The organism is Lentzea albidocapillata (assembly GCF_000719115.1).
Classification (GTDB): Bacteria; Actinomycetota; Actinomycetes; order Mycobacteriales; family Pseudonocardiaceae; genus Lentzea; species Lentzea albidocapillata.
Genome location: NZ_JOEA01000011.1, coordinates 220,644 through 243,754, shown reverse-complemented (window position 1 = coordinate 243,754; position 23,111 = coordinate 220,644). Strand labels below are relative to the sequence as shown.

Below are 23,111 nucleotides of genomic sequence, written 5' to 3'. Positions count from 1 at the left end.
TCTGCGGCCGCAACGCTTCGGCCGGCACCGAACCGTCCGGCCCCTAGCGTCGTCCGCATGAGCGAAGAACTGCTGCGTCTCCCGGTCCCCGAGGTCCCGCCAGGCGAAGCGGGCGTGGCCTGGCTCAGGTCGTCCGTGGTCAGGTTCAGCAACGGTGAGGACCACGCCCGCAGGCGCGCTCTGACGGCCGGACTCGTCGAGGACCTGGACGTCACCACCCTCGACGAACTGGCCACCGCCCTGGGGCTTTCGGGCTCACTGGACGCCATCGCCGAGATCGCCCCGTGCTACCAGCCGCACGAGCCCGTGACCGCCGCAGCCGACGCCGCCGTGGAACGCCTGGCCACCACCCACGACGAGGTGACGGCGGCGAGGATCGGCCTGCTCGTCCAGGCCTGGGCAGCCACGAACGCCCACGCTGACCACCTCGTCACCGGCGACCAGAGCCCTCCGGTCCCGATCACCCGCAGGCAGACGCGGCAGGGCGTCGTCGAGGTCAGCCTGGAGCACCACCCGTTCGGCCACGGCCCGCACGCCTGCCCCGGCCGGCGCCTGGCGACCCGGATCGCCAAGAACATGGCGTTCCGTGCCCTGCACCACCGCGACGAGCCGCTGATCCTCCCCAACGCCTGGGACTACGCCTCGGCGGCGGCCCTGCACGCGGCGGGCTTCACCGCGATCGGCACGACGAGCCTCGGAGTGGCCGCCGCACACGGCATCCCGGACGGCATGGGCCTGGCCGGTGACCAGGCCGTCGCGCTGGCGAAGCTCCTGAGCACCCTGCCCTGCCCGGTCACGGCGGATCTGGAGTCGGGCTTCGGCAAGTCACCAGTGGAGGTCGCCGAGCTCGTCGCGGGCCTGGGCGTGGCGGGGGTCAACCTGGAGGACGGCCGCCCGCACGGCCTGGCCACGCCCGAAGAGCAGGCGGCACTCATCACGGCCGTCAAGGAACGCGCGCCAGGGGTGTTCCTCAACGCCCGGATCGACACCCACTGGCTGGGCATGGCCATCGGGGAGACCGAGGAACGGGCACGCCGCTACGTCGACGCCGGCGCGGACGGGATCTTCGTCGCAGGCCTGACGGAGCCGCGCGAGATCGAGAGACTCGCACAACTGGCGCCGCTCAACGTGCTGGCCCAGCAGCGCACGCCGGAGGAACTCGGAAACCTCGGCGTGAAGCGGATCAGCACCGGCTCACTGCTGTTCCGGGCGGCCCTGCACCACACCGTCGCGACCGCGCAGGCGGTGCGCGCCGGCGGCACCAGCGCCGCGTTCGGCTACGACGAGGTCCAGGCGCTGGTCAGCCGAGGAACACGTTCCGGCGCTGAGTAAGCAGCCGGTACAGGGTCTGCTGGATCGTCTCCCGCACCTGGTCGGTCAGGTTGAAGACGAGCATCGGGTCGTCGGCCGCGTTCTCACCGAACACGTCGGTGCGGATCGGCTCGCCGAACTCGATGTACCACTTCGAGGGCAGCGGAATGGCGCCCAGCGGCCCCAGCAACGGGAAGAACGGCGTCACCGGGAAGTACGGGAAGCCCAGCAACCGGGCCAGCGCCTTGATGTCGCCGATCATCGGGTAGATCTCCTCGGCCCCGACGATGGAGCACGGGATGATCGGCGCGCCCGTCTTCAGCGCCGCCGACACGAAGCCGCCGCGGCCGAACCGCTGCAGCTTGTAGCGGTCCTTGAACGGCTTGCCGATGCCCTTGAAGCCCTCCGGCCACACGCCGACGAGCTCACCGGACGACATCAGCCGCTCGGCGTCGGGGTTGCACGCCAGGGTCTGGCCGGACTTGCGCGCCAGCGCGCCGAGCACCGGCGTGCGGAACACCAGGTCCGCGCCCAGCATGCGCATGTGGCGGTGCGCCGGGTGCTCCGACGCGATGCCGAACGACGTCATCAGCGCGTCGAGCGGCACGGTGCCGGAGTGGTTCGCCACGATCAGCGCGCCACCGGCCTCCGGGATGTTGTTCAGGCCGATGGTCTCGACGCGGAACCACTTCTCGTACAACGGCTTCAGCGGCGGCATCAGCACGTTCTCGGTCAGGTCGCGGTCGAACCCGAACTCGTCGACCTGGTAGTCGCCGGCGATCCGCCTGCGCGCGAACGACAGCAGGTCGGTCAGCCTGCGTTCCCAGTCCGATGTCGCGGACTGCTGCTGCTCCGGCTCGGGAACCACCTCGACGTGGCGCGATCTCCGCGCGGCGTCGCGTTCCGGGTTGTGCAGCGGGATAACGCGTGCTCCTGCCACTGCGTTCATCTCCTCAAAACAAGATCAGCGGAAACGAGCTGCCGCGTCGAGGATTCCCCGCTCGGCGGCATCGATCGTCTCCGGGTCGATGAGCGGCTTCAGACCTCGGCCGTTCACGTAGTCGTCGAACGCCTGCTGGGTGGTCCACCGCGGCGTGAACCCGAATTCCTTCTTCAGCAGGGTGGTGTCGATCACGCGCCCCCAGTTGAGGAACCTCATCTGGTCGGGCGAGAAGTCGACGAGCCGGGCGCTCCGGAAGAAGCCACCGACCGTGGGCACGGCCGCGCTGGGTACAGGCAGGTTCAGCCTGCCCGCCCGACGGATCGCCTGCGACAGCAGCAGCACGCCGTCGCCTCCCACGTTAAAGACTCCGGGCAGGTCGTGCAGCGTCGCGCGTTCCAGGACCGCCAGGGCGTCCTCGGAGTGCAGCAGTTGCACACGGGCGTCATAGCCCAGGACGGTGGGCACGACCGGCAGGGCGAAGTAGCGCGTCAGCACCGTGTCGATGCGCGGGCCGATGAAGTTCGTGAAGCGCAGCGTGGTGACGTTCACGTCAGGCCTGCGGCGGCCGAACCCGCGCACGTACCCCTCGACCTCGACCGCGTCCTTGGCGTAGCCGGACGACGGCAGGTCCTTGGGGCCCATGTCCTCGGTGAACACCGCCGGGTCGCGGCTGCTGGACCCGTAGACGGCGCTGGTGGACTTCACGACGAGCTTCTGCACCTTGGGCGACTTCTGGCACGCGGCCAGCAGCTGCATGGTGCCGATGACGTTCATCTCCTTCATCACCGTGCGGCCGGTGGGCCCGGCCGGGCTCGCGGTCACGGAGGCGTGGACGACCGTGTCGACGTTCGCGGTGGAGATGACCTTGCTGATCAGCGGGTTGCGGATGTCGGCCCGCACGAACTCCGCGCGGCCCATGCGGCGCAGCAGATCGCGTGGCGGCGGCTCGGTGTCCACACCGAGCACGCGCTCGATGTCCGGGTTCGCGGCGAAGCGCGCGGCGAGATGGCCGCCGAGGAAGCGGCTGACTCCGGTGACGAGGACGACCTTGGGCGTCATGCGACTCCAAGCACGAAGGGCGTTGCGATTGGTCGATGCTACAGACCACATCGGGAACCGCACGGGGCCGGAACGCCGTCTTGACGCAGGTCACGCAGGCTTTACTGGCTAATCACCCGAACGGCGGCCCCCGTTCCCGTGGAAATGCGGCACCGTCTCACGAAGTGATATCCCGTGCCCGCGCAAGCACCCGAACAGGTCCAAGATGCTGACGGGTCCCGCAAAAACGCAACCGCCGCCGGCCTCCTGCGAGAGGAGACCGGCGGCGGCAGAGCGCATGCGGGCTTACTTGCCGCGCTTCCTGCGCTGGACCCTGGTCTTGCGCAGCAGCTTGCGGTGCTTCTTCTTCGACATGCGCTTGCGGCGCTTCTTGATGACCGAGCCCATGCGGGTTCCTTAGCTCTAGACGTTGCTTTGACTGGCGCGCCCCAGCCTTGGCCGTGTCAAGCACGGCGCGCCGGTAAGCACGATCGGCCTACCAGTCTACCCGGCGAGGTTCACCAGCCTTCAGCCAGCGTCGAAGTACGCGTTCTCCAGGTAGGCGTGGACCGCTTTCTCGGGCACCCGGAACGACTTGCCGACCCGCACCGCGGGCAGCTCACCGGAGTGCACCAGGCGGTACACGGTCATCTTGGAGACCCGCATCATCGAGGCCACCTCGGCCACGGTCAGGAACTGCACCTGAGCGAGGCCCGTTCGTTCGTTCTCCTTCGCAGGCATACATCACCGCATCCTTAGACACGTGTCGTGCCGTCGGTCTTCCCCACCAACGGTTCGACACGCACGTGCTGCCTTGAGAGTAGCGGGACTGGTGTGACTCCTGCGACGTCCAAGTGGGGTTCGACCCTCACTTCGGCTCAGTCCTCGTGCTGACGGCCCAGCTCGGCGGAGCGGTCACGAGCGCTTTCGATGGCCGCGAGCATGGCCGCGCGGACGCCGTGCTTCTCCAGCTCGCGGATCGCCATGATGGTCGTGCCGGCAGGGGACGTGACTGCCTCGCGCAGGATCACCGGGTGCGAGGTGCCCTCGGCCAGCATCGTCGCGGCACCCACGGCGGACTGGATGATCAGCTGCGAGGCCAGGTCGCGCGGGATGCCGAGCAGGATGCCCGCGTCGATCATCGCCTCGACCAGGTAGAAGAAGTACGCGGGACCGGAGCCCGACAGCGCCGTCACCGCGTCCTGCTGCGACTCCGGCACCACCGCGACCTTGCCCACGGTCGACAGCAGCTCCTCGACGACCTTGAGGTGCTCCGGGGTGGCGTTGGAGCCGCCGGAGACGGCGCTCATGGCCTCACCGACGACCATCGGCGTGTTCGGCATGACCCGCACCACCGGGGTGCCCTCGGGCAGCCTGCGCTCGTACAGGGCCGTCGGCAGGCCCGCGCACAACGACACGATCAGCGTGCCGGGCCGCAGCACCGGCGCGAGTTCGACCAGCAAAGGCTCGATGTCCTGCGGCTTGACCGCCACGACCAGCACGTCGGCCTGCGCCGCCGCACCCGAGACCGTGACGGCCTCGAACCCGTACTGCTCGGTGAGAGCACGAGCCCGTGACTCGTGCTTCTCCGTGAACATCAGATCCGAGGCCGCGCGACCACCCTGCAAGAGCCCGGACAGCAGCGCCTCACCGATCTTGCCCGCGCCGAGCACCGCGATCTTCGTCATCGGTCAAGTCTCACACAGCAGGCGTCAACGCCAACTGCCGTGCCTGGCACACCAGCCGGCCGGCCGAGTCGATCACCGTGGCGTCCTCGTCGAACCACTGGCCGTGCACCGCCTGACAGGTGACGTGGATGCGCAGCCAGCCGGGAGCGGGCCGCGCCCGCAGCAACGCCGTCAGCTGCACCGTCGGCGACCAGCCGAAACGGCCGAGGTTGAACGTCACGGGCATCGACAGGTCACCCGCGAGCAACGCGAAGTACGGGTCGGGCTGCTCGTCGGTCGGCCGCGCCCAGAGCTTCAGCGTCAACGGCCCGTCCGTGCGCCGGTCGAGGAACGTCGCCGACTCGCGGTCCACCCGCAGGTCGCACAGCGCGCCCACCCGGTAGACCCCGCCGGTCGGGAACGTCGCCATCTCCACCGAACCCGGTGGCGGCGCGGCCGGCATCGACGGCAGGTTCACGTAGTCGGCCCGGTGCTCGGGTATCCGCCCGGTCGTCACCGAGGCCTCGACGCACACCTGCCCACGCTGCTCCAGCGTCACCCCGATGACCGTCGCCGTTCGCCCCGCCTTGCGCACGTCGGTACGGACCAGCACGGGCCCGACCTCCGGCGCACGGAGGAACTGCGCGGACACGGCCAAAGGATCACCGTCGGCGATCTGAGCGGCCGCACGGGTCATCACAGCAAGAAGAAAACCGCCGTGGGGCTTGGGGCCCACGGTCCACTCGGCGGGCAGGGACGCGGTGAAAGTTCCGTCACCGAGCGACCGCACCGCACTGGACTTCGAGAAGGTCATGAGCGGCTGGCCAGCGACCGCAGGAAAAAGGTCACGTTGGCAGGCCGTTCTGCAAGTCGCCGCATGAGATATCCGTACCACTGCTCGCCGTAGGGGACATAAACACGAGTGCCGAGACGCCTCTGCTCCTCGGTCCTGATGCCGTACAGCATCTGGTACTCGAAGTCAGTTTTGTCATACCAGCGGGCTCGTTCGCCAATGATTTCGATCAACCTCGGGTCGTGGGTGGCGAACATCGGGTAGCCCTCTCCAGCGAGGAGAACGTTCAGGCACCGCACGTAGTTCAGATCAACCTCGGATGGATCCTGAATCGCAACCTCGGGAGGCTCCGCGTAGGCCCCCTTGACCAGCCTGACCCTGCTCCCGGGCCCGGACAGCTGCTTGCAGTCGTCCAACGTCCGATACAGGTAGCTCTGCAACACCGCCCCCACCCAGGGCCAGCTCCGCCGCAACTCCTGCAGGACCCGCAGCGTCGAGTCGGTGGTGGTGTGGTCCTCCATGTCGAGCGTGACCGTCGTCCCGCACTGCTCGGCGGCGGCACAGATGCGGGAGGCATTCGTCAGGGCGAGCGCCTCGTCGAGCGACTGTCCGACCGCGGACAACTTGACGCTCACTTCTGCGTTCTCGGCCAGCCCCGCCGCATGCAGCGCGTCGAGCAACTCCAGGTACGCCTGAACGGTCTTCTCGGCCTGGGCCTTGTCCGTCGTGTGCTCGCCGAGGTAGTCCAGTGTCACCGGCAACCCAAGGCCCCGCACGACCTCGACGGCATCCTTCGTGCTTTCGCCGGCGACGAACCGCTTCACTACATCACGGCTGATAGGCGCGTTGGCGACGAGATGGCGGACCGTCTCGTTGCGAGACGCGGCCATGATCAACGCTCGCAGCGGGTTCACACCGGGAACCCTAACCCGGACGGGCCACGACAGTGCCGAACGACTCTTGCCAGAACTCGCCCTCGGTCTACGCCGGAACCGGCGCCCGCCACCGGCCCCGCGAGCCTCAGCGAGACAGCCCCGGCCGAACCTTCCCCGCGCCACCCTCGGCAGCCCAGTCCAGGTGCAACCGCGCGAACAACAACGACTCAGCCAACATCTCCCGCCGAGCAGCCGGAGTCCCGGCCCGCCGGGTGTTGACCTCCAGTACGACCTGCCCGTCGAACCCGCACCGAGCCAGCAGCTCGCACAGCTCCGCACAGGGCTGAGTCCCGCGCCCGGGCACCATGTGCTCATCCTTGGGCGCCCCGGACCCGTCAGCCAGGTGGATGTGCCGAAGCCCGTCCCCCATCCGCTTGGCCAACTCCAGCGCGTCCATGTGCGCGGCAGCGGAATGCGACAGGTCCAGCGTGTAGTTCCGGTGCCCGACATCAGTCGGGTCGACAGACGGCTTGAACGCGTTCATCTCCACCGAGCGCCCACGCCCGAGAGGCCGCCGCACGGGGAACATGTTCTCGACCGCGATGGCGATCCCGCTCGAGTCCTCCAGCGACGAGACCAGCTCGGCGAACCCGTCCGCGTACTTGCGCTGCCACCGAAACGGCGGGTGCAGCACCACGGTCGGCGCGCCCAGGTCCTGAGCGGCCTGGACGGACCGGCGCAGCCGTTCCGACGGGTCCGGCGACCACACCCGCTGTGAGATCAGCAGGCAGGGGGCGTGCACGGCCAGGACCGGCATGCCCGTCCGGACCGACAGCCGGTCGACCGCCCGGATGTCCTGCGACACCGGGTCGGCCCACACCATCAGCTCGACGCCGTCGTACCCCAGTTCGGACGCGATCTCGAACGCCGCTCCGGCGGGCTGCGGGTAGACCGACGCCGTGGAAAGCCCGACCGGGATGCGCGTGGTCAACTCTTCACCAGCAGCATCGCCGCTGGTGAGACGGTCACGATGAGGCCGACGAGCACGGCCAGGACGGTGGTCTGCAGATCGTCCGCCCGGCGGATCTTTCGAACCAGCAACACCAGACCCACGGTAACGGCAAGCGCCACCACAAGTGCGGCGGCGGGGAGCGAGCGCCACAGGTAGTTGAACGCTAGCCACAGGCCCGCGCCGCCGAGCACGCCGACGGCGAGCTGGCCGATCATGATCAGCCATTCCTTGCCCGCCGAGCGGGGTTCGGCGTCCGCTTCGTCCTCGGCCTCGCCTGCGTCGTCGAGGCCGGCGGGACCTTCGTCCTCGTCGCCTTCCTCGTCGTCCGCGAGGTAGTCGTCCTCGGCGCGGTAGGCGGCGTACTCCTGCGAGTCGTCGTCCACGTACGGGCCGGGGTGCGCCGCGGTCGACTCCATCGGTGCCATCGGCGCCATCGACAGGTCGGTCTTGGCGTCCGCGTCGTCATCGCTGAACCAGGCGTCGGGCACGTTGCCCGGCAGCGGCTCCGGCAGCTTCGGCGGTGCGGGCGGCACGATCAGCACGGACTCGGTCTCGAGCGCGGCGATCTGGTCCACCGGCGCCTTCGCCGGGATACGCGGGAGCTGCTCCGTCATCGCCTCGCGCGGCGGACCGGGGACCGGCTTCGGGGGCCGGGTGATGTTCGTGCGCGACGGCGTCGACGTCAGCTGGTCGAGGCGCGCCTCGAGGCGGCCGGGCACGTCCGGGCGCGGCATGCCGGAGTTCGACGGCTGGTCGCGGACCTGCGGCACCTGCCGGGTCTGCTCGGCGGCCGCGGGAGGCGGCGGCACGGGCGCGGCCGGCTTGGCGGGGGGCGGCGCCGGCTGGGCCGGTCTGCGGACCTGCGGCGGCTGCGCGGGCGGCACCGGCATCTGCTGCGACGGCTGCGGCGCCTTCGGAGGCGGCGCGGCCTGCGGTTTCGGCTGGTACGCCGTGCGCTCGGCGGCCGGGGGGGCCTGCGGTTCCGGGGCCGCGCGGCGACCGGGCTGCGGTGCGTCGTCGTCGCGGATCGCCATCAGGCGGCCGCTGTCGGACAGGACCCGCTCGATGATCGACTGGGGCGCGGTCTCCGGCTGCTGGACGGCTTCCTCGTCGTCAGCGCGGCGGCGTCGCCGACGTGGCGCACTCTCTGCGCTGCCCCCGTACTGGGCGAGCAGCTCAGCGACTGTGCGCTGCGTCTGGTCCGATCCGCTCTCTCGACTCATCAACTCCACCGTGCCCCGGTCTGGCCAGTCCGTCCAGTATCGCTCTGGTCCGTCCCGTCAGTGTGGTCCAGCCGTCGGAGGATGACACCCTCCCGGAGTGCCCAGGGGCAAATCTCCAGCTGCGTGAGTGACAGGGCTCGCATTGTTGCCTCCGCGACCAGCGCGCCCGCAACGAGCTGGTGGGCGCGCGAAGTGCTCACGCCTTCCAGCTCTGCGAGGTCACTGGCCGACATCCGGGAAATGAACGCGATCAGCTGCCGCAGGCCCGCGTCGGTGAGCACGCGTCGTGCCCTGGGCCCGGCAGACGATGGCGCGGCCCCGGTGAGCCGCGCCAGCGTTCGGAAAGTTTTTGAGGTCGCAACCACCCGATCGGGTTCACCCGCGCGTTTCAGCTTCCGCGCCACGGGCGCGAGCTGTTCGGCGAGCCAGTCGGTGGTCTCGCGGACCTCCGAGCGCCGGGGCGGGTCCTTCACGAACCGGGTCCTGGTGAGCCTTCCCGCGCCGAGCGGCACGGAGAAGGCCAGGTCCGGGTTCTCGTCACGGCCGATGGCGAGCTCCAGGGAGCCGCCACCGATGTCGAGGCTCAGCAACTTGCCCGCGGACCAGCCGTACCAGCGGCGGACCGCGAGAAACGTGTACTTCGCCTCGTCCTCGCCGGAGAGGACCTTCAGCTCGACCCCGGTCTCGGTGCGCACGCGGTCGAGCACCTCTGCCGAGTTGCCCGCCTCGCGCACCGCCGAGGTCGCGAACGCCATCAGGTCCTCGCAGCCGGACCGCTTGGCCGACGCCTTGGCGGCGGCAACGGCACGAACGAGCTGGTCAGCACCCGTCTTGCGGAGCTGACCCTTGTCGTCGAGCTGCTCGGCGAGACGAAGGATCGACTTCTCGGACGTCATCGGGATCGGGTGGGCACCACGATGCGCGTCCACCACAAGTAGGTGGACGGTGTTGGACCCCACGTCGAGAACGCCCAGGCGCACGCCGGAAACGGTACCTGGTCGTGTCCGTCAGGACTCGAACTTGTAACCCAGACCCCTCACCGTGACGAGGTGCCGCGGGGCCGACGGGTCAGGTTCGATCTTGGACCGCAGGCGCTTGACGTGTACGTCCAGCGTCTTCGTGTCGCCCACGTAGTCCGCTCCCCACACGCGGTCGATCAGCTGGCCTCGGGTGAGGACGCGGCCGACGTTGCGCAGCAGGTACTCCAGGAGGTCGAATTCCTTGAGCGGCAGGCTGATGTCCTGGCCCGCGACGGTCACGACGTGGCGTTCCACGTCCATCCGCACCGGACCGGCCTCCAGGATCTGCGGGAGCAGGTCCTCGGACTCGCCGCCGCGGCGCAACACCGCGCGGATGCGGGCGATGAGCTCGCGCGCCGAATACGGCTTGGTGACGTAGTCGTCAGCGCCGAGTTCGAGCCCGACGACCTTGTCGATCTCGCTGTCGCGGGCCGTCACCATGATCACGGGGACGGCCGAGCGCTGACGGAGCTGCTTGCACACGTCCGTACCGCTCATGCCCGGCAGCATCAGGTCGAGCAGCACGATGTCCGCACCGTTGCGGTCGAACTCCTCGAGCGCCTCCTGGCCGGTGGCCGCGAGCGCGGCGGTGAACCCTTCCTTGCGCAGCAGGAAGGCGAGCGGATCGGCGAAGGACTCCTCGTCCTCCACGATGAGCACCCTGGTCACAGCTCTCCTCCTGAGTCACCCGTGCCAGCAGGCACGGGAGTCGGGTTCTGTTCGGCCGCCGCGGCGGGGATCCGCAGCGTGAAGGTGGACCCCGTTCCTGGCAGGCTCCACAGCTTCACCTCACCGCCGTGGTTGGCGGCGACGTGCTTGACGATCGCGAGCCCGAGTCCGGTGCCCCCGGTCGCGCGCGATCGGGCCTTGTCGACTCGGTAGAACCGCTCGAAGACCCGGATCTGCTGGTCCTCGGCGATGCCGATGCCGCGGTCGGTCACCGCGATCTCGACGTGCCCGTCGACCAGCCTGCGGCTCACGCTGACCGGACTGCCGGGCGGCGAGTACGCGACAGCGTTGTCCAGAAGGTTCGTCAACGCCGTGACCAGCAACGACCGGTCGCCCGGCACGACGAACCCGCTGGGCTCGTCGACGTTGATCGAGATGTTGACCGACTCGGCGGCGAGCTTGGACCGCGACAGCGCCTCGTTGATCACGACGTCGATCTCGGTGTCGCTGAGCTCCGGCAGCTTCTCCGCGCCCTGCAGCCGGGACAGCGCGATGAGCTCGGTGACGAGCGTGCCGAGGCGGGTGGCCTCCTGCATGATCTTCGCGCTGAACCGGCGGACCTCGTCCTGGTCGTCACTCGCGTCCAGGACGGCCTCCGCGAGCAGCGCCAGCGCGCCGACGGGGGTCTTGAGCTCGTGGCTGACGTTCGCCACGAAGTCGCGCCGGGTCTTCTCCAGCCGCACGGCCTCGGACTCGTCGGTCGCGTCGACGACGATGAAGTTCTCGACGAGCAGCCTGACCTCGGCGTGCACGGCCTCGGGCTGCCGGCCCGTGCGGTAGCCGTCCAGCGGCGAGAGGTCGACGTACACGACCTCGTTGCTGCTGCGGACGCCCTCGGCGGCCTTGCGCGCCCGGTCGTCCACGCGGTTGTTGCGGACGATCCCGAGCTCTTCGGCCCGGGGGTTGTGCAGCACGACGTCGCCGAAGTGGTTCAGCACCACGATGCCGTCGTGCGAGTCGTGCACGATCTGCTGGATCAGCTCGGCGACCGTCAGGCCTTCCGGCTTCTTGGGATGCTTAGGAGCGGTGAACCGGCCGATGAAGAAAGCGGCGATCACGCCGATGAGCGCGAGGCCGATCGACACAGCGAGGTAACCCGTTGTGGTCACGAGGCGAATGGTAAGCAGCTCAGAGGTGTCTTGGCCTAGTGCGGAAGCGTGAACCGTGATACCCGCGACACCTCAGTGGACGGTTGTTCCGCACCTGGTCAGCCCTCGTTCACCCAACCGTGACACGAAGGTGTGAACGGCAGAAAACATGCGGGGGCCTTCCGTCCTCCCGTGGAGTACGAAAGGCCCCCGCGTGAGCTTTAACGGCCCTGGTTCGCGACCGCCGCGATGGCGTCCTTCGCGGCGTCGGGGTCGAGGTACTCGCCGCCCGGCTTGATCGGCTTCAGGTCCTCGTCGAGGTCGTAGCGCAGCGGGATGCCGGTCGGGATGTTCAGCCCCGCGATGGCCTCGTCCGAGATGCCGTCGAGGTGCTTCACGAGCGCGCGCAGCGAGTTGCCGTGCGCGGCCACCAGGACCGTCTTGCCGGTGCGCAGGTCCGGGACGATCTCCTGGTCCCAGTACGGGAGCATGCGCTTCACGACGTCGAGCAGGCACTCGGTCAGCGGCAGGTCGGGGCCGAGGTCCGCGTAGCGCGGGTCGGTGTCCTGGCTGAACTCGCTGCCGGGCTCGATGGGCGGCGGCGGGGTGTCGTACGAGCGGCGCCAGAGCATGAACTGCTCCTCGCCGAACTCCTCCAGCGTCTGCTTCTTGTTCTTGCCCTGCAACGCGCCGTAGTGACGCTCGTTGAGGCGCCAGTCGCGCTTGACCGGGATCCAGTGCCGGTCGGCGGCGTCGAGCGCCAGGTTCGCGGTCATGATCGCCCGGCGCATCAGGCTCGTGTGCAGGATCTCCGGCAGGACACCGGCCTCGCGCAGCAGATGGCCGCCGCGACGGGCCTCCTTCTCACCCTTCTCCGACAGGGGAACGTCCACCCAGCCGGTGAACAGGTTCTCCGCGTTCCACGTGCTCTCGCCGTGGCGGAGCAGGACCAAGGTTCCGACAGACATGGCGACCAGCCTGCCATGCCGACCCACCTGCCGTACCCCGGCAGGTCACCGTGATCCACGCCATGAGATTCGCCGGCGCCGATGAGTTCGCGGCCCGCGCCTAGTCTGCACCGGCATGAGCGAGTCGAACGCCGATCTCGGCAAGGTCGTGGTCAACAGGGCGATGTCCCTGGACGGCTTCATCGCAGGTCCTGACCACGCGATGGACTGGGTGCTCGAGCACTTCGAGGAGGACCGCTTTCCTGAGGTCGCGCAGGCCACCGGCGCCATGCTCGTCGGCAGGGGTACCTACGAGGCCGCCAAGCGGATGCGCCCCGAGGACACCACCTACGACGGCGGACCACAGTTCGTCCTGACGCACCGGCCGCCGGACGAGCCGGAGCAAGGCATCACGTTCCTCACGTGCGACCTCGCGGAGGCCGTCGCCACGGCGCGCGCGGCGGCGGACGGGAAGAACCTGGAGATCCTCGGTGCCGACCTGGCCAGTCAGTGCCTGCGGCTGGGGCTCGTCGACGAGGTCCTGGTGTACGTCCTGCCGGTGCTGCTCGGCGACGGCGTGCGGTTCTCGACCTCGGGTCTCGGGAGGATCGATCTGGAACCGTTCGCCAACACGCAGTCGGGTCCGGTGACGATGCTCCGCTTCCGCGTGCGGAAGCCTGCGGCCGAGCACTGACGGCGAACGCCCTGGCGACGATCGTTGCCAGGGCGTTCGTGTTTCCGCGGGTCAGGCCTGTTCGCGCGCCCGCAGGTCCTTGCGCAGGATCTTGCCGGCGGCCGACTTCGGGATCGCCTCGATGAACTCGACCACGCGCACCTTCTTGTGCGGCGCCACGTGCGAGGCCACGAACGCCATCACGGCGTCACCCTCGATCGACGAACCCTGCTGGCGGACCACGAAGGCCTTCGGGACCTCCTCGCCGTCCGCGTCACGCACGCCGATGACCGCCGCGTCGGCGATCTCCTCGTGGGTGAGCAGCACGGCTTCGAGCTCGGCCGGCGGGACCTGGTAGCCCTTGTACTTGATCAGTTCCTTGACGCGGTCGACGATCGAGACGATGCCGTCGGCGTCGATCACGGCCACGTCGCCGGTGTGCAGCCAGCCGTCTTCGTCGATGGTGGCGGCGGTGGCCTCGGCGTTGTTCAGGTAGCCCTTCATGACGTTCGGGCCCTTGCACCACAGCTCGCCGCGCTCGCCGGCACCCACGTCCTCGCCGGTGGCCGGGTCGACCAGGCGGCACTCGAGGTTCGGGATGATCACGCCGACGGTGCCGACCGAGATGTCGTCGCGGCTGTCCGGGATGGCGTGGCTGACGGGCGACATCTCCGTCATGCCGTAGCCCTGGACGACGCGGCAGCCGATGCGCTTGCGCACCGCGGCGGCGAGATCCTCGTCCAGCGGGGCGGCACCGGAGAACAGCGTGCGCAGCGGAGACAGGTCGTAGTTGTCGACGATCGGGTGCTTCGCCAGGGCCACGGCCACCGGCGGCGCGATGTAGACGCGGTCGGTCTTGTGCTCGGCGATCACGCGAAGGAACTCCGGCAGTTCGAACTTCGGCAGCGTCACGACGACACCGCCGATGTACAGGCCGTTGTTCATCAGGACCTGCATGCCGTAGATGTGGAAGAACGGCAGCACGGCGAGGATCCGGGTGTTCGCGCCGACGTCCGACAGGATCGGCCCGCACTGCACGAGGTTCGCGACCAGGTTGCGGTGCGTCAGCATCACGCCCTTGGGCAACGCGGTCGTGCCGGAGGAGTACGGCAGCACCGCGAGGTCCTCGGACGGGTTGATCTCCACCTCGGGCACCGGATGCGAGTTCGCCAGGAGCTCGGGCAGCGACGGGTAGCCCTCGGCGCCGTCGAGCACGACCACGTCGGTCACGCCGGCCTTCGCGGCGCCGGGAGCGGCGTTCGGCAACAGCACGGACACCGTGAACAGCATCTTCGCGCCCGCGTCGTGCAGCTGGTGCGCGACCTCGTCGGGCGTGTAGAGCGCGTTGATCGTGGTCGCCGTGGCGCCCGCACGCAGGATGCCGTGGAACACGACGGCGTAGTAAGGCGTGTTCGGGCTGAGGATGCCGACGACATCACCTTTGCCGATACCGCGCGCGGCCAGCGCGGCGGCCATGCGGTCGATGGCCGCCGCGAGCTGCCCGTAGGTCATCTCCGCGCCGGACATGCCGTCGATCAGCGCAACCCGGTCCGCCCGGTCGGCTATGTCGCCGAACAACAGCTGGTGCAGCGACACGTCAGGGATCTCGACATCGGGGTACGGACTGCGAAAGACCATGCGGCGACCTCATTCATTCGCTGTACAGCGCTGTACAGCGCTGTACACCCAGCCTGTGGGCACATCGTGATCCAGCCCACTGGGCAGGTCAAGGACTGCTCAATCGCTACAGATACGTTACTTAGCAGGTCTAAATACACTCGAATGGAGTAATACAAGCACTTGTGATCGCAAGGACGTATCTGAGAAGTTGATACCGCCTCCGCGAGTCGGCTCCCACGCTTGTTCGACGAGCGCGAGGCACCGAGCGCGGTTCGTCATCCCCCGTCGAATCGCGTGGCCCGCTTGGGATCCGCAGGCTCCCCCCGTCCACGGATCCACAGCAGCGGGGACCTTTGACGCGGAACGGCTCGATGCGACTCCCCCTCTCTCCCGAGCCGTTCCGCGCATCAACAAAGGCACACTCTCAGTAGAACTTGATCACGCTGCTTCGTTCATCCGGGTGACGCGCCTGCGCTTGCGCAGCAGATAGACCACCAAGGCGGCGGGCACTCCCAGCGCCACCAGGAACGGCAGCATCGCGCCGACGCCGACCAGGATCACGCCCACGACCGCGACCAGCGCGTCCCAGCCACCCGCCAGAGCGCCGAAGAACCCGACCTTCTCGGGCTCGGGCGCCGCGATCGGCACCGTCGCGACCCGGACGGTCAGCGTCGCCAGGGAGACCTGGCCCTTCAACGACGCGCTGCGCCGCTGCATCGACTCCAGGTCGGCCTGCCGCTTGGTCAGCTCCTGCTCGACCTGCGCGACCTCCGACGTCGACCCGGCCCGCTCGAACAGCACCCGCAGCCGCTCGACGCTGGCCCTCTGCGTCGCGATCCGCGCCTCGACGTCCACCAGCTGATCGGTGACGTCCTGGCTGCGCACCTCGCTGCGGGTGACCTCACCGACGCTCGCGAGATCCCGGACGACCTTGTCCAGCTCGGCCGACGGCACCCGCACCGTCACGGACCCGGAGCTCTTGGTCGACTCCTCCTCGCCCGCGAACCCGCCGACGGCCGCCGCCCGGTCCTTGATCTGCCCGATCGCCTTCAGCACGTCGTCACTGCGCAGGTCGACGTTCGCCGTGCGCACCAACTGACGTTCCTGCTGCTGCACCGACTGCACGGCCTGCCCGGCGTTGTTCTCCTGCTGCGGCGCCTTCTGCTGGGCCGCCTGCGGTGGAGCGGCGTCCCTGGCGCTCGTCCCACCACCACTGAAGCCGCTACCGCACCCGGCCGTTGCAAGGGACAGCAACGCGATTCCCACCCACACCCCTGGTCTGCGCATGCTCATCGGACGGTCCGGGGTGGACCGCGGGTTGCCGCCTACTCCGAAACGAGTCGCCGGCTACTCCGAAACGAGATGTTGGAACGCCTGCAGGTTCGCCAGCGACTCGCCGCGCGACACCCGCCACGCCCACTCCCGCCGGATCGCGTCGGCGAACCCGATCTCGAGCAACGGGTTGAAGTCGCCGTCCGCCGCCTCCAGCACCTGCCCGAGCACGCGGTCCAGCTCATCAGGCGTCACGGCGTGCTTGCCGACCCGTCCGACCAGGTAGATGTCACCCTCGGCGTCAATCGTGTAGTGCACGCCGTACAGCCGTGCGTTGCGTCGTAGCAGGAACCGGTACACGTCCTCGAACGACTGGTCCGGCCGCCGGCAGACGAAGGCCTCGACCACCAGCGCGTGCGTCGTCTCGACCAGCCACACGTTGGTCTGCAGCTTCTTGGTGCCCGGCAGCGTCACGAAGAACTTGCCCGGCTCGCGCCGGTCGTACTTCAGCTCCCGTTCGTCCAGGAACTCCTTGATCACAGCGTCGACGCTCAAGCGAAAACCTCCCGGCGGAACACTTCTCCCGCCTCTTGATACCCCTCGAGCAGGGCATCAGTCGTGCGGTCCCACGAGAAGCGTCGCGCATGGCCGACGGCGTTGCTCGCCAGGTGCTCCCGCTGCGGCAACGCCAGACCGCTGATCGCCGAGGCCCACCTACCGGGCTCGTGCCCGTGCACGAGCACCCCGGACACGCCGTCGTTGACCGCCACCGGCAGCCCGCCGACGGCCGCCGCGACCACGGGCGTCCCGCACGCCTGGGCCTCCAGCGCCACCAGCCCGAACGACTCGTTGTGGCTCGGCACCGCGACCAGGTCCGCGGCCCGGTAGACCTCGGCCAGCGTCGGCCCCGGCTGCGGCGGCAGGAAGCGCACCACGTCCGTGATCCCCAGCTGCCAGGCGAGCTCTTCCAGGGCCTTCGGCCGTTCGGTGCCGGAGCCCGAAGGCCCGCCGACGATCAGCACGACCAGCTTCGACCGCAACCCGGGATCGCGCACGAGCATCTCGGCGGCGGCCCGGAGCAGCACGTCAGGAGCTTTCAACGGCTGGATCCGGCCGACGAAGGCCAGCACGACCGCGTCCTGCGGGATGCCGAACCAGTGCCGCGCCCGTGCCTGGTCACCAGGCGTGAAGCGGTCGAGGTCCACCCCAGGAGCCACGACGGCGACCTTGGACGGCTCCGCGTCGTAGAGCTTGATCAGTTCGCTGGCCTCGATGTCGGTGTTCGCGACGAGCCGGTCCGACTCGTTGACGACCTGCTCCTCGCCGATCACCCGCATCCGGGGCTCCGGCGCGTCGCCTTCGGCCAGCGCCAGGTTCTTCACCTTGGCCAGCGTGTGCGCGGTATGCACTAACGGCACGCCCCAGCGTTCACGGGCCAGCCAGCCGACCTGCCCGGACAGCCAGTAGTGCGAGTGGATGGCGTCGTAGTAGCCCGGCTCGTGGCGCGCCTCGGCGCGCAGGACACCCGCCGTGAACGCGCAGAGCTGGCCGGGCAGTTCCTCCTTGCCCAGGCCCTCGAACGGCCCCGCGGCGACGTGCCGGACGCGCACACCGGGCGCGAGCTCGGCGACCGGCGGCAGCTCCGACGACGTGGCACGGGTGAAGATCTCCACCTCGACCCCGCGCTGGGCCATCCGGGTGGCGGTCTGCACGATGTAGACGTTCATCCCGCCCGCGTCACCGGTCCCCGGCTGTTCGAGCGGCGACGTGTGCACTGAAAGCACCGCGACGCGCTTCATCGGGCGACTCGCAGGAGATCGGCGGTGAACCGCTCTGGCCGCTCCAGGAAGGGCACGTGCGCGGTGTCGGGATAGAGGCTCAACTCGGCTCCGGGGATCAGGGCGGCGGAGTACTCGGCGGCTGCGGGGGCGACCACCTCGTCTTGAGTCCCGTGCACGACCAGAGTCGGCACGTCTACGGCCTTCAGCACGTCGGCGCTGCCCACGTCCCTGCGGAACAGCTCACCTCGCACTTTATGGCTGACCGAGGTCGCGGCGGCAGTGAGCTTGGTGACCGTCCCAGCGGGCAGGCCGGGTGCCATGGCCGTGCAGAACGCCGCCATCACGGCGTCGTCGGTGATCGCGCCGGGCAGTGCGTTCCGCATCACCGGCCCGGTCTCGCCTCCGGGGCGACCGCGGCCGATCTCGGTGATCGCGCTCACGAACACCAGCGCGGTGATGCCGGCGGTGCCGTGGAAACGGAGGTGGTCGGCGATGACGAGCCCGCCGTAGGACCACCCGACGACGGTCGCGGGCCCGGTGTGGTCGAGCACGGCTTTGAGATCCGCGGCCCACTGCGAGGAGTCGCGGTAGTCGCCGAAGTCGTCTGATTCGCCGTGTCCCCGCAGGTCGACGGCGTAGGTGTGAAAGTCGGGCAGATCCCAGACGGCACCCGTCTGCGCCCAGCCATGGATGAGAACCACCGGCGGCGCGCCCGCCGGACCTGCCTCACGGACGGCCAGTCGTCCCCCGCCGGCCGCCGTCACGTGTTTGACGTGCACCCCGGTCTGAAGGCCGGGGATCCCCAGGCGGCTGTGCCGCGTCTGGGGTGCTTCCTGCTTCGTCACCGACTGCCTCCACTGGTGGGGGACTGACACCGGCTCCACAGGCGTTTTTCCTCTCCGCACGCCCTGCGGCGAGGATGTTGATCGCGGCGTTGTGATCCCGATCGTGTGCGACGCCGCAGAGCGGACACGTCCAGTCGCGGATCGCCAGCGGCATGGCATCCATAACGTGCGCACACGTCGAGCAGGTCTTCGAACTGGGCAGCCAGCGGGACACCCGGTGCAGGATGCGGCCGTATCGCTCGGCCTTCTCCTCGATCAGGCGTACGAACTGGCCCCAACCAGCATCGTGGATCGACCGCGCCAACCACCGGTTGCGGACCATCCCCACGATGTTCAAGTCCTCTACATAGACCGCTTGGTTCTCGCGGACCAGGGCAAGGGCTTCTTTGTGGTGATGGTCCCGCCGCGTGCGAGACACCTTGTTGTACAATATCGCGACCTTGCGACGCGACTTTGCCCGATTCGCACTTCCCTTGACGCGACGGGCCCTCTCCCGTTCCAGACGGGCCAACTTGCGCTGTTTTCGAGCGAGATTTCTCGGGTTCGCCACGTGCCTGCGCCGGCCAGTCGTATCGGCGACGGTCACTAGCCGGGCCAGGCCGAGATCCACACCGGCTTCCTGCTCCAGCGCGGCCAACGGTACCTGCGCGATGCCGACCACGAAGCTGGCGTAGTAGTGGCCGTCCGGCTCCTGGATGACCGTGACCGATGACGGCTCCGACGGCAGTTCCCGCGACCAGCGGATTTTCACATCGCCGATCTTCGCCAGATACAGCCGTCCGTTCGGCCGAATGGTGAATCCGTTGCGAGTGAACCGGACAGACTGCCGGTTGTCCTTGCGGGACTTGAACCGAGGACGGCCGACCTTGCGACCACGGCGACGTCCTGTCACCGAGTCGAGGAAGTTCGAGAACGCCCGATGCGCGTCGCGGACCGACTGCACCAACGCCACACTGGCAACCTCGGCCAGCCAAGCCCGTTCCTCGCGGGTCTTGGCCTCGGTGATCACGCGCCGCTGCACCTCGGTCGGCGAGATCCTCTCCCCTGCGCGGTATGCATCGTCTCGGCAGCGGATCGCGTCGTTGAACACAACCCTGGCGGAGCCAAACGTCCGCGCAAGCAACCGCTGTTGAACCAGGTTCGGTTCTACACGGTAGCGATAGCGGGCCTGCACCATCCCAGGTTATCGAACACTCATTCGAACTGCGCTCTGAGGTTCCCGAATAGCTGCAGGCCACAGGTGCGGTCCCCGCCCAGGAGGACGGGGACCGCACCAATGATCGCTCGGTCAGCTGCACACCCGTACGAACGACCTGGTCGGGGGACGCATTCCCGCCTGTCCTACTTGATGGCGGACTTGCCCTTCCACTGGTCCCACGAGAGCTGCCAGTCGTACCAGTCGAACTGGGCCGGCAGCGTGGTGATGGAGTTCGTCACCTCGACCGGGTCGCCCACCAGGGCCGAGTCGAAGTACGCCTTCGCGTCCGCTTCGAGCAGGTTCGCGCAGCCGTGCGAGGTGTTGTTCGTGCCGATGTTGCCCGCGTTGTCGTTGTTCTCGTGGATGAACTCGCCGTGGTTCGAGAACCGGACGGCCCACTTCTTCACGACGTTGGTGTAGCCGTAGCGCGGGTTGTCGAACGACCACGTGTCGTGCTTCGACATCACCACGAACGTGCCGTTCGGCGTCGTGAGCTCCGGGTCCGCGTCCTTGCCGAACGAGGCCGGGTAGTCCGCGACCTGCGCGCCGTCCCGGAACACCTTGAGCCGGTGCGTCGGGTTGTCGATCTTGACGACCTGGTTGCGGCCGATGGTGAAGTCGCTGGTCACGTCGGCCTTGCCGAACGCGCCGCCGCCGTAGTTGACGCCGTAGAGCTTGGCCTCGACCTTGACCGCGGTGTTGGCGGGCCAGTACTTCTCCGGCCGGTAGTGCACTTCCTGGGCAGTGAGCCAGGCCCACGAGCCCTGGACGTTCGCCGAGTTGGTGACCTTGAGGGCCTTCTCGACGGTCGCCTTGTCCTGGACCGGCGCCTCGAACTTGACCATGATCGGCGCCGCGACGCCGACGGTCTGGTTGTCGGAGGGCCAGAGCGTCGCGCGGGTCTGCGAACCGGGCGCGACGGTGGTGAACGATCCCTTGAGCTCGACGGGCTTGCCGTCGGACCCGACGGCCTTGCCGGCGAAGCTGTACGTCTTGCCGTAGCCCAGCGGCTCGGCCGTGGTCCAGCCCGACCTGTCTTCGGTGAGAGTGCCCTTGACGTCGGCGCCCTCGGGTGACTTCAGTGCGACGGACTCGATCTTGCCGTCCACCACGGTGACCTGGACCGGGGTCGTGACCTGCACGTCCTTGGTTCCGTCGACCGGGGACAGGGTCACCTTCGCGGACGGCAGCGAACTGTCCGCCTTCGGCGTGCCCGTCTCGACACTCGAGCAGCCGGTCAGCAGCGTCAGTCCGGCGACCAGCGCGACAAGTGTTCTCTTCACGGTTTCGACCTCCCACCATGGTGGACGTCCAGCACCCCGTCGCGGTGTGAGTGATGTCAGTCACACCGGGCTCGACAGCCTACGATCGAAGTCGTGAATCGACCTGTCGCAGTTGTGACCGGAGCCAGCGCGGGCATCGGCGAGGCCATCGCGCGGCGGCTCGCCGCCGAGGGCTTTCACGTCGTGCTCGGCGCACGTCGTCTGGACCTTCTCCACGTTATCGCGAAGGAGATCGACGGGACGGCCATCGAGCTGGACGTCACCGATGAGACCTCCGTCGCCGCCTTCGCGGACCGGGTACCCGAAGTGAACGTGCTCGTGAACAACGCGGGCGGTGCGCGTGGGCTCTCGACCGTGGCCGAGGGGGTCGCGGACGAGTGGCGCTGGATGTGGGAGGCGAACGTCCTCGGCACCCTGCTGGTGACCAAGGCGTTCATCCCGAAGCTGATCGCGTCCGGGGACGGGCACATCGTGTCCGTGACGTCCATCGCGGCGTACGAGGCCTACGACAACGGATCCGGCTACACGAGCGCCAAGCACGCCCAGTCGGCGCTGCACCGCACGTTGCGCGGCGAGCTGCTCGGTCAGCCGGTGCGGATCACCGAGATCCAGCCGGGCATGGTCGAGACGGACTTCTCGGCGAACCGGTTCGGTGGCGACACCGAGCGCGCGGCCAAGGTCTACCAGGGCATCACGCCGCTGGTCGCCGACGACGTGGCGGACGTGGTCGCGTTCGCCGTCACCCGGCCCTCGCACGTGAACCTCGACACCATCGTGCTCAAGCCGCGGGCCCAGGCCTCCGCGACTCGGGCACACCGGGAGTGAGCAGGTCCACGTCGAGCTGACGCAGGACGGGCTCGATGGGGTTCGCGAACCCTGCCGAGCCCGATCCGGCGACGTACAGGCCCACGACGAAGTTGTCGGCGTCGACCAGCACGGCGCCGGAGTCACCGTGGTCGCCGAAGGGTTCGGACGAGTGCACGCGGATCTGGTCGCGCAACGTCCGCACGCCGATCCCGTCGCCGAAGTCGAGCCGCAGCGTCGAGTCCGTCGACTCGATCACGCCGTACGTGAGTCCGGTGGTGCGGCCGCGTTTGCGCACGGTGGAGCCGATCTTCGCCCTGGCGCTGCCCATGACCGCGCCGACGCCGAGCACCTCCGCACGGAACGGCCTGGCGCCCATCCGCAGCCCTGCCGCCGACACCGCGCCCGCGAGCGCCGCCCGGTCCAGCACGGCGATCCGGTCGGCACCGGGCACCCCACCGTCCACTCTGGACGGATGCAGGAACTCGTCGCCCACCGCCCACGAGTCGTCGACGCAGCCGACGTGGAACGTGGTGAGCCCCAGCACCTTCCCCGGCTCGTCGCGCGTGACGACGAACGCGCCGAGCGTGCCCGCGATCACGTACTCGCCGGCACGCTCGACCTCAGGCGGCACGACCCTGAACGATCTGGCCGGGCCGATGCCGATGCCACCCCGCAGCACCTGATGCCGTTCCGCCGCAACGGGTTGCTCGTCCTCGGTGCGGCTGATCCTGGCCCGGTGCAGCACGATCGACTCCGCGACCACGTCGGTCGGCACGCCGCCGACCTCCGCCGGGATCTGCTGCGGATGCTCAGGTCCCTTGGCACACACGTAGACCACGATCGCGGCCCTGCCCGTCGGACGGCCGCGGGTGACCTTCTCGCCGATGTCGACGCCGATCACTCCCGGCCGGGACAGGAACTCGTCTTCGACCATGCGCTTGACCGGCCTGACGACCTCACGCGCGCTCTCGTCGAGGTAGCTCATGG

At 68.9% G+C, this 23,111-nt stretch carries 24 protein-coding genes; 3 read left to right on the top strand and 21 right to left on the bottom strand.

Going from position 1 to position 23,111, the window contains the following annotated elements:
- Positions 1-57 precede the first annotated feature (57 nt).
- Positions 58-1,332, top strand: coding sequence for an isocitrate lyase/PEP mutase family protein (locus tag IG04_RS46555; RefSeq protein ID WP_144065400.1), 1,275 nt, complete (start codon positions 58-60; stop codon positions 1,330-1,332).
- On the opposite strand, the gene IG04_RS0118770 is transcribed toward IG04_RS46555, so the two are convergent.
- The 13 genes from IG04_RS0118770 to IG04_RS0118710 all read right to left on the bottom strand — a co-directional run bounded on the left by IG04_RS0118770 (position 1,301) and on the right by IG04_RS0118710 (position 12,666).
- Positions 1,301-2,260: a lysophospholipid acyltransferase family protein gene (locus tag IG04_RS0118770; RefSeq protein WP_030477962.1), complete on the bottom strand. Its 960-nt coding sequence runs from the start codon at positions 2,258-2,260 to the stop codon at positions 1,301-1,303. The genes IG04_RS46555 and IG04_RS0118770 overlap by 32 nt on opposite strands.
- 15 nt (positions 2,261-2,275) lie before the next feature.
- Positions 2,276-3,313 carry an NAD-dependent epimerase/dehydratase family protein gene (locus IG04_RS0118765; RefSeq protein ID WP_030477961.1) on the bottom strand — a complete coding sequence of 346 codons (1,038 nt, stop codon included), beginning with the start codon at positions 3,311-3,313 and terminating at the stop codon, positions 2,276-2,278.
- Between the two features lie 285 nt (positions 3,314-3,598).
- On the bottom strand, positions 3,599-3,700 hold the full coding sequence (locus tag IG04_RS45395; protein ID WP_015105422.1) for a 30S ribosomal protein bS22: 102 nt from the start codon (positions 3,698-3,700) through the stop codon (positions 3,599-3,601).
- A 120-nt stretch (positions 3,701-3,820) separates the two neighbouring features.
- Positions 3,821-4,033, bottom strand: coding sequence for a helix-turn-helix domain-containing protein (locus IG04_RS0118755; protein WP_030477960.1), 213 nt, complete (start codon positions 4,031-4,033; stop codon positions 3,821-3,823).
- Positions 4,034-4,170: 137 nt separating this feature from the next.
- Positions 4,171-4,980 carry a pyrroline-5-carboxylate reductase gene (proC, locus tag IG04_RS0118750; protein ID WP_030477959.1) on the bottom strand — a complete coding sequence of 270 codons (810 nt, stop codon included), beginning with the start codon at positions 4,978-4,980 and terminating at the stop codon, positions 4,171-4,173.
- A 10-nt stretch (positions 4,981-4,990) separates the two neighbouring features.
- Positions 4,991-5,773 (bottom strand): thioesterase family protein, encoded by a 783-nt coding sequence (locus IG04_RS0118745; RefSeq protein ID WP_030477958.1) that lies wholly within the window; start codon positions 5,771-5,773, stop codon positions 4,991-4,993.
- A complete protein-coding gene (locus IG04_RS0118740) occupies positions 5,770-6,666 on the bottom strand; it encodes a proline dehydrogenase family protein (protein WP_030477957.1) in 897 nt (298 codons plus the stop codon). The genes IG04_RS0118745 and IG04_RS0118740 overlap by 4 nt, the downstream gene beginning before the upstream one ends.
- A 106-nt stretch (positions 6,667-6,772) precedes the next feature.
- On the bottom strand, positions 6,773-7,618 hold the full coding sequence (locus IG04_RS0118735; RefSeq protein WP_051770172.1) for a sugar phosphate isomerase/epimerase family protein: 846 nt from the start codon (positions 7,616-7,618) through the stop codon (positions 6,773-6,775).
- A complete protein-coding gene (locus IG04_RS48170) occupies positions 7,615-8,862 on the bottom strand; it encodes a hypothetical protein (RefSeq protein WP_051770170.1) in 1,248 nt (415 codons plus the stop codon). Before IG04_RS48170 ends, IG04_RS0118735 begins: the two co-directional genes overlap by 4 nt.
- Entirely contained in the window at positions 8,862-9,842 is a 981-nt protein-coding gene (locus tag IG04_RS0118725) for a Ppx/GppA family phosphatase (protein WP_030477954.1), read from the bottom strand. Before IG04_RS0118725 ends, IG04_RS48170 begins: the two co-directional genes overlap by 1 nt.
- Before the next feature lie 27 nt (positions 9,843-9,869).
- Positions 9,870-10,550, bottom strand: coding sequence for a response regulator transcription factor (locus tag IG04_RS0118720; RefSeq protein WP_030477953.1), 681 nt, complete (start codon positions 10,548-10,550; stop codon positions 9,870-9,872).
- Positions 10,547-11,719 (bottom strand): sensor histidine kinase, encoded by a 1,173-nt coding sequence (locus IG04_RS0118715; protein WP_084401463.1) that lies wholly within the window; start codon positions 11,717-11,719, stop codon positions 10,547-10,549. The genes IG04_RS0118720 and IG04_RS0118715 overlap by 4 nt, the downstream gene beginning before the upstream one ends.
- Before the next feature lie 200 nt (positions 11,720-11,919).
- The gene (locus tag IG04_RS0118710; RefSeq protein WP_030477951.1) at positions 11,920-12,666 is read right to left on the bottom strand and encodes a phosphoglyceromutase; all 747 of its coding nucleotides are present in this window, start codon (positions 12,664-12,666) and stop codon (positions 11,920-11,922) included.
- Between the two features lie 115 nt (positions 12,667-12,781).
- Between IG04_RS0118710 and IG04_RS0118705 the strand changes: the two genes are divergently transcribed.
- Entirely contained in the window at positions 12,782-13,339 is a 558-nt protein-coding gene (locus IG04_RS0118705) for a dihydrofolate reductase family protein (protein WP_030477950.1), read from the top strand.
- 51 nt (positions 13,340-13,390) lie between these two features.
- Here the strand turns inward: IG04_RS0118705 and IG04_RS0118700 are convergent, their stop codons facing one another.
- From IG04_RS0118700 to IG04_RS0118670, 7 genes are all read right to left on the bottom strand, one after another.
- Positions 13,391-14,956: an AMP-binding protein gene (locus IG04_RS0118700; protein WP_030477949.1), complete on the bottom strand. Its 1,566-nt coding sequence runs from the start codon at positions 14,954-14,956 to the stop codon at positions 13,391-13,393.
- Between the two features lie 420 nt (positions 14,957-15,376).
- On the bottom strand, positions 15,377-16,231 hold the full coding sequence (locus IG04_RS0118695; RefSeq protein ID WP_030477948.1) for a DUF4349 domain-containing protein: 855 nt from the start codon (positions 16,229-16,231) through the stop codon (positions 15,377-15,379).
- A 54-nt stretch (positions 16,232-16,285) separates the two neighbouring features.
- Positions 16,286-16,765 carry a type III secretion system chaperone family protein gene (locus tag IG04_RS0118690; RefSeq protein WP_030477947.1) on the bottom strand — a complete coding sequence of 160 codons (480 nt, stop codon included), beginning with the start codon at positions 16,763-16,765 and terminating at the stop codon, positions 16,286-16,288.
- Positions 16,762-18,009 carry a D-inositol-3-phosphate glycosyltransferase gene (mshA, locus tag IG04_RS0118685; RefSeq protein ID WP_030477946.1) on the bottom strand — a complete coding sequence of 416 codons (1,248 nt, stop codon included), beginning with the start codon at positions 18,007-18,009 and terminating at the stop codon, positions 16,762-16,764. The genes IG04_RS0118690 and mshA overlap by 4 nt, the downstream gene beginning before the upstream one ends.
- Positions 18,006-18,755 carry an alpha/beta fold hydrolase gene (locus IG04_RS0118680; RefSeq protein ID WP_051770166.1) on the bottom strand — a complete coding sequence of 250 codons (750 nt, stop codon included), beginning with the start codon at positions 18,753-18,755 and terminating at the stop codon, positions 18,006-18,008. The genes mshA and IG04_RS0118680 overlap by 4 nt, the downstream gene beginning before the upstream one ends.
- Positions 18,718-20,013 (bottom strand): RNA-guided endonuclease InsQ/TnpB family protein, encoded by a 1,296-nt coding sequence (locus IG04_RS0118675; protein ID WP_084401465.1) that lies wholly within the window; start codon positions 20,011-20,013, stop codon positions 18,718-18,720. Before IG04_RS0118675 ends, IG04_RS0118680 begins: the two co-directional genes overlap by 38 nt.
- Positions 20,014-20,177: 164 nt before the next feature.
- On the bottom strand, positions 20,178-21,317 hold the full coding sequence (locus IG04_RS0118670) for a L,D-transpeptidase (protein WP_030477943.1): 1,140 nt from the start codon (positions 21,315-21,317) through the stop codon (positions 20,178-20,180).
- Between the two features lie 93 nt (positions 21,318-21,410).
- On the opposite strand from IG04_RS0118670, the gene IG04_RS0118665 reads away from it, so the two are divergent.
- Positions 21,411-22,142: an SDR family NAD(P)-dependent oxidoreductase gene (locus IG04_RS0118665; RefSeq protein ID WP_030477942.1), complete on the top strand. Its 732-nt coding sequence runs from the start codon at positions 21,411-21,413 to the stop codon at positions 22,140-22,142.
- On the opposite strand, the gene IG04_RS0118660 is transcribed toward IG04_RS0118665, so the two are convergent.
- Complete coding sequence (locus IG04_RS0118660) at positions 22,096-23,109, bottom strand: chymotrypsin family serine protease (protein ID WP_030477941.1); 1,014 nt, start codon at positions 23,107-23,109, stop codon at positions 22,096-22,098. The genes IG04_RS0118665 and IG04_RS0118660 overlap by 47 nt on opposite strands.
- Between the last annotated feature and the right edge of the window lie 2 nt (positions 23,110-23,111).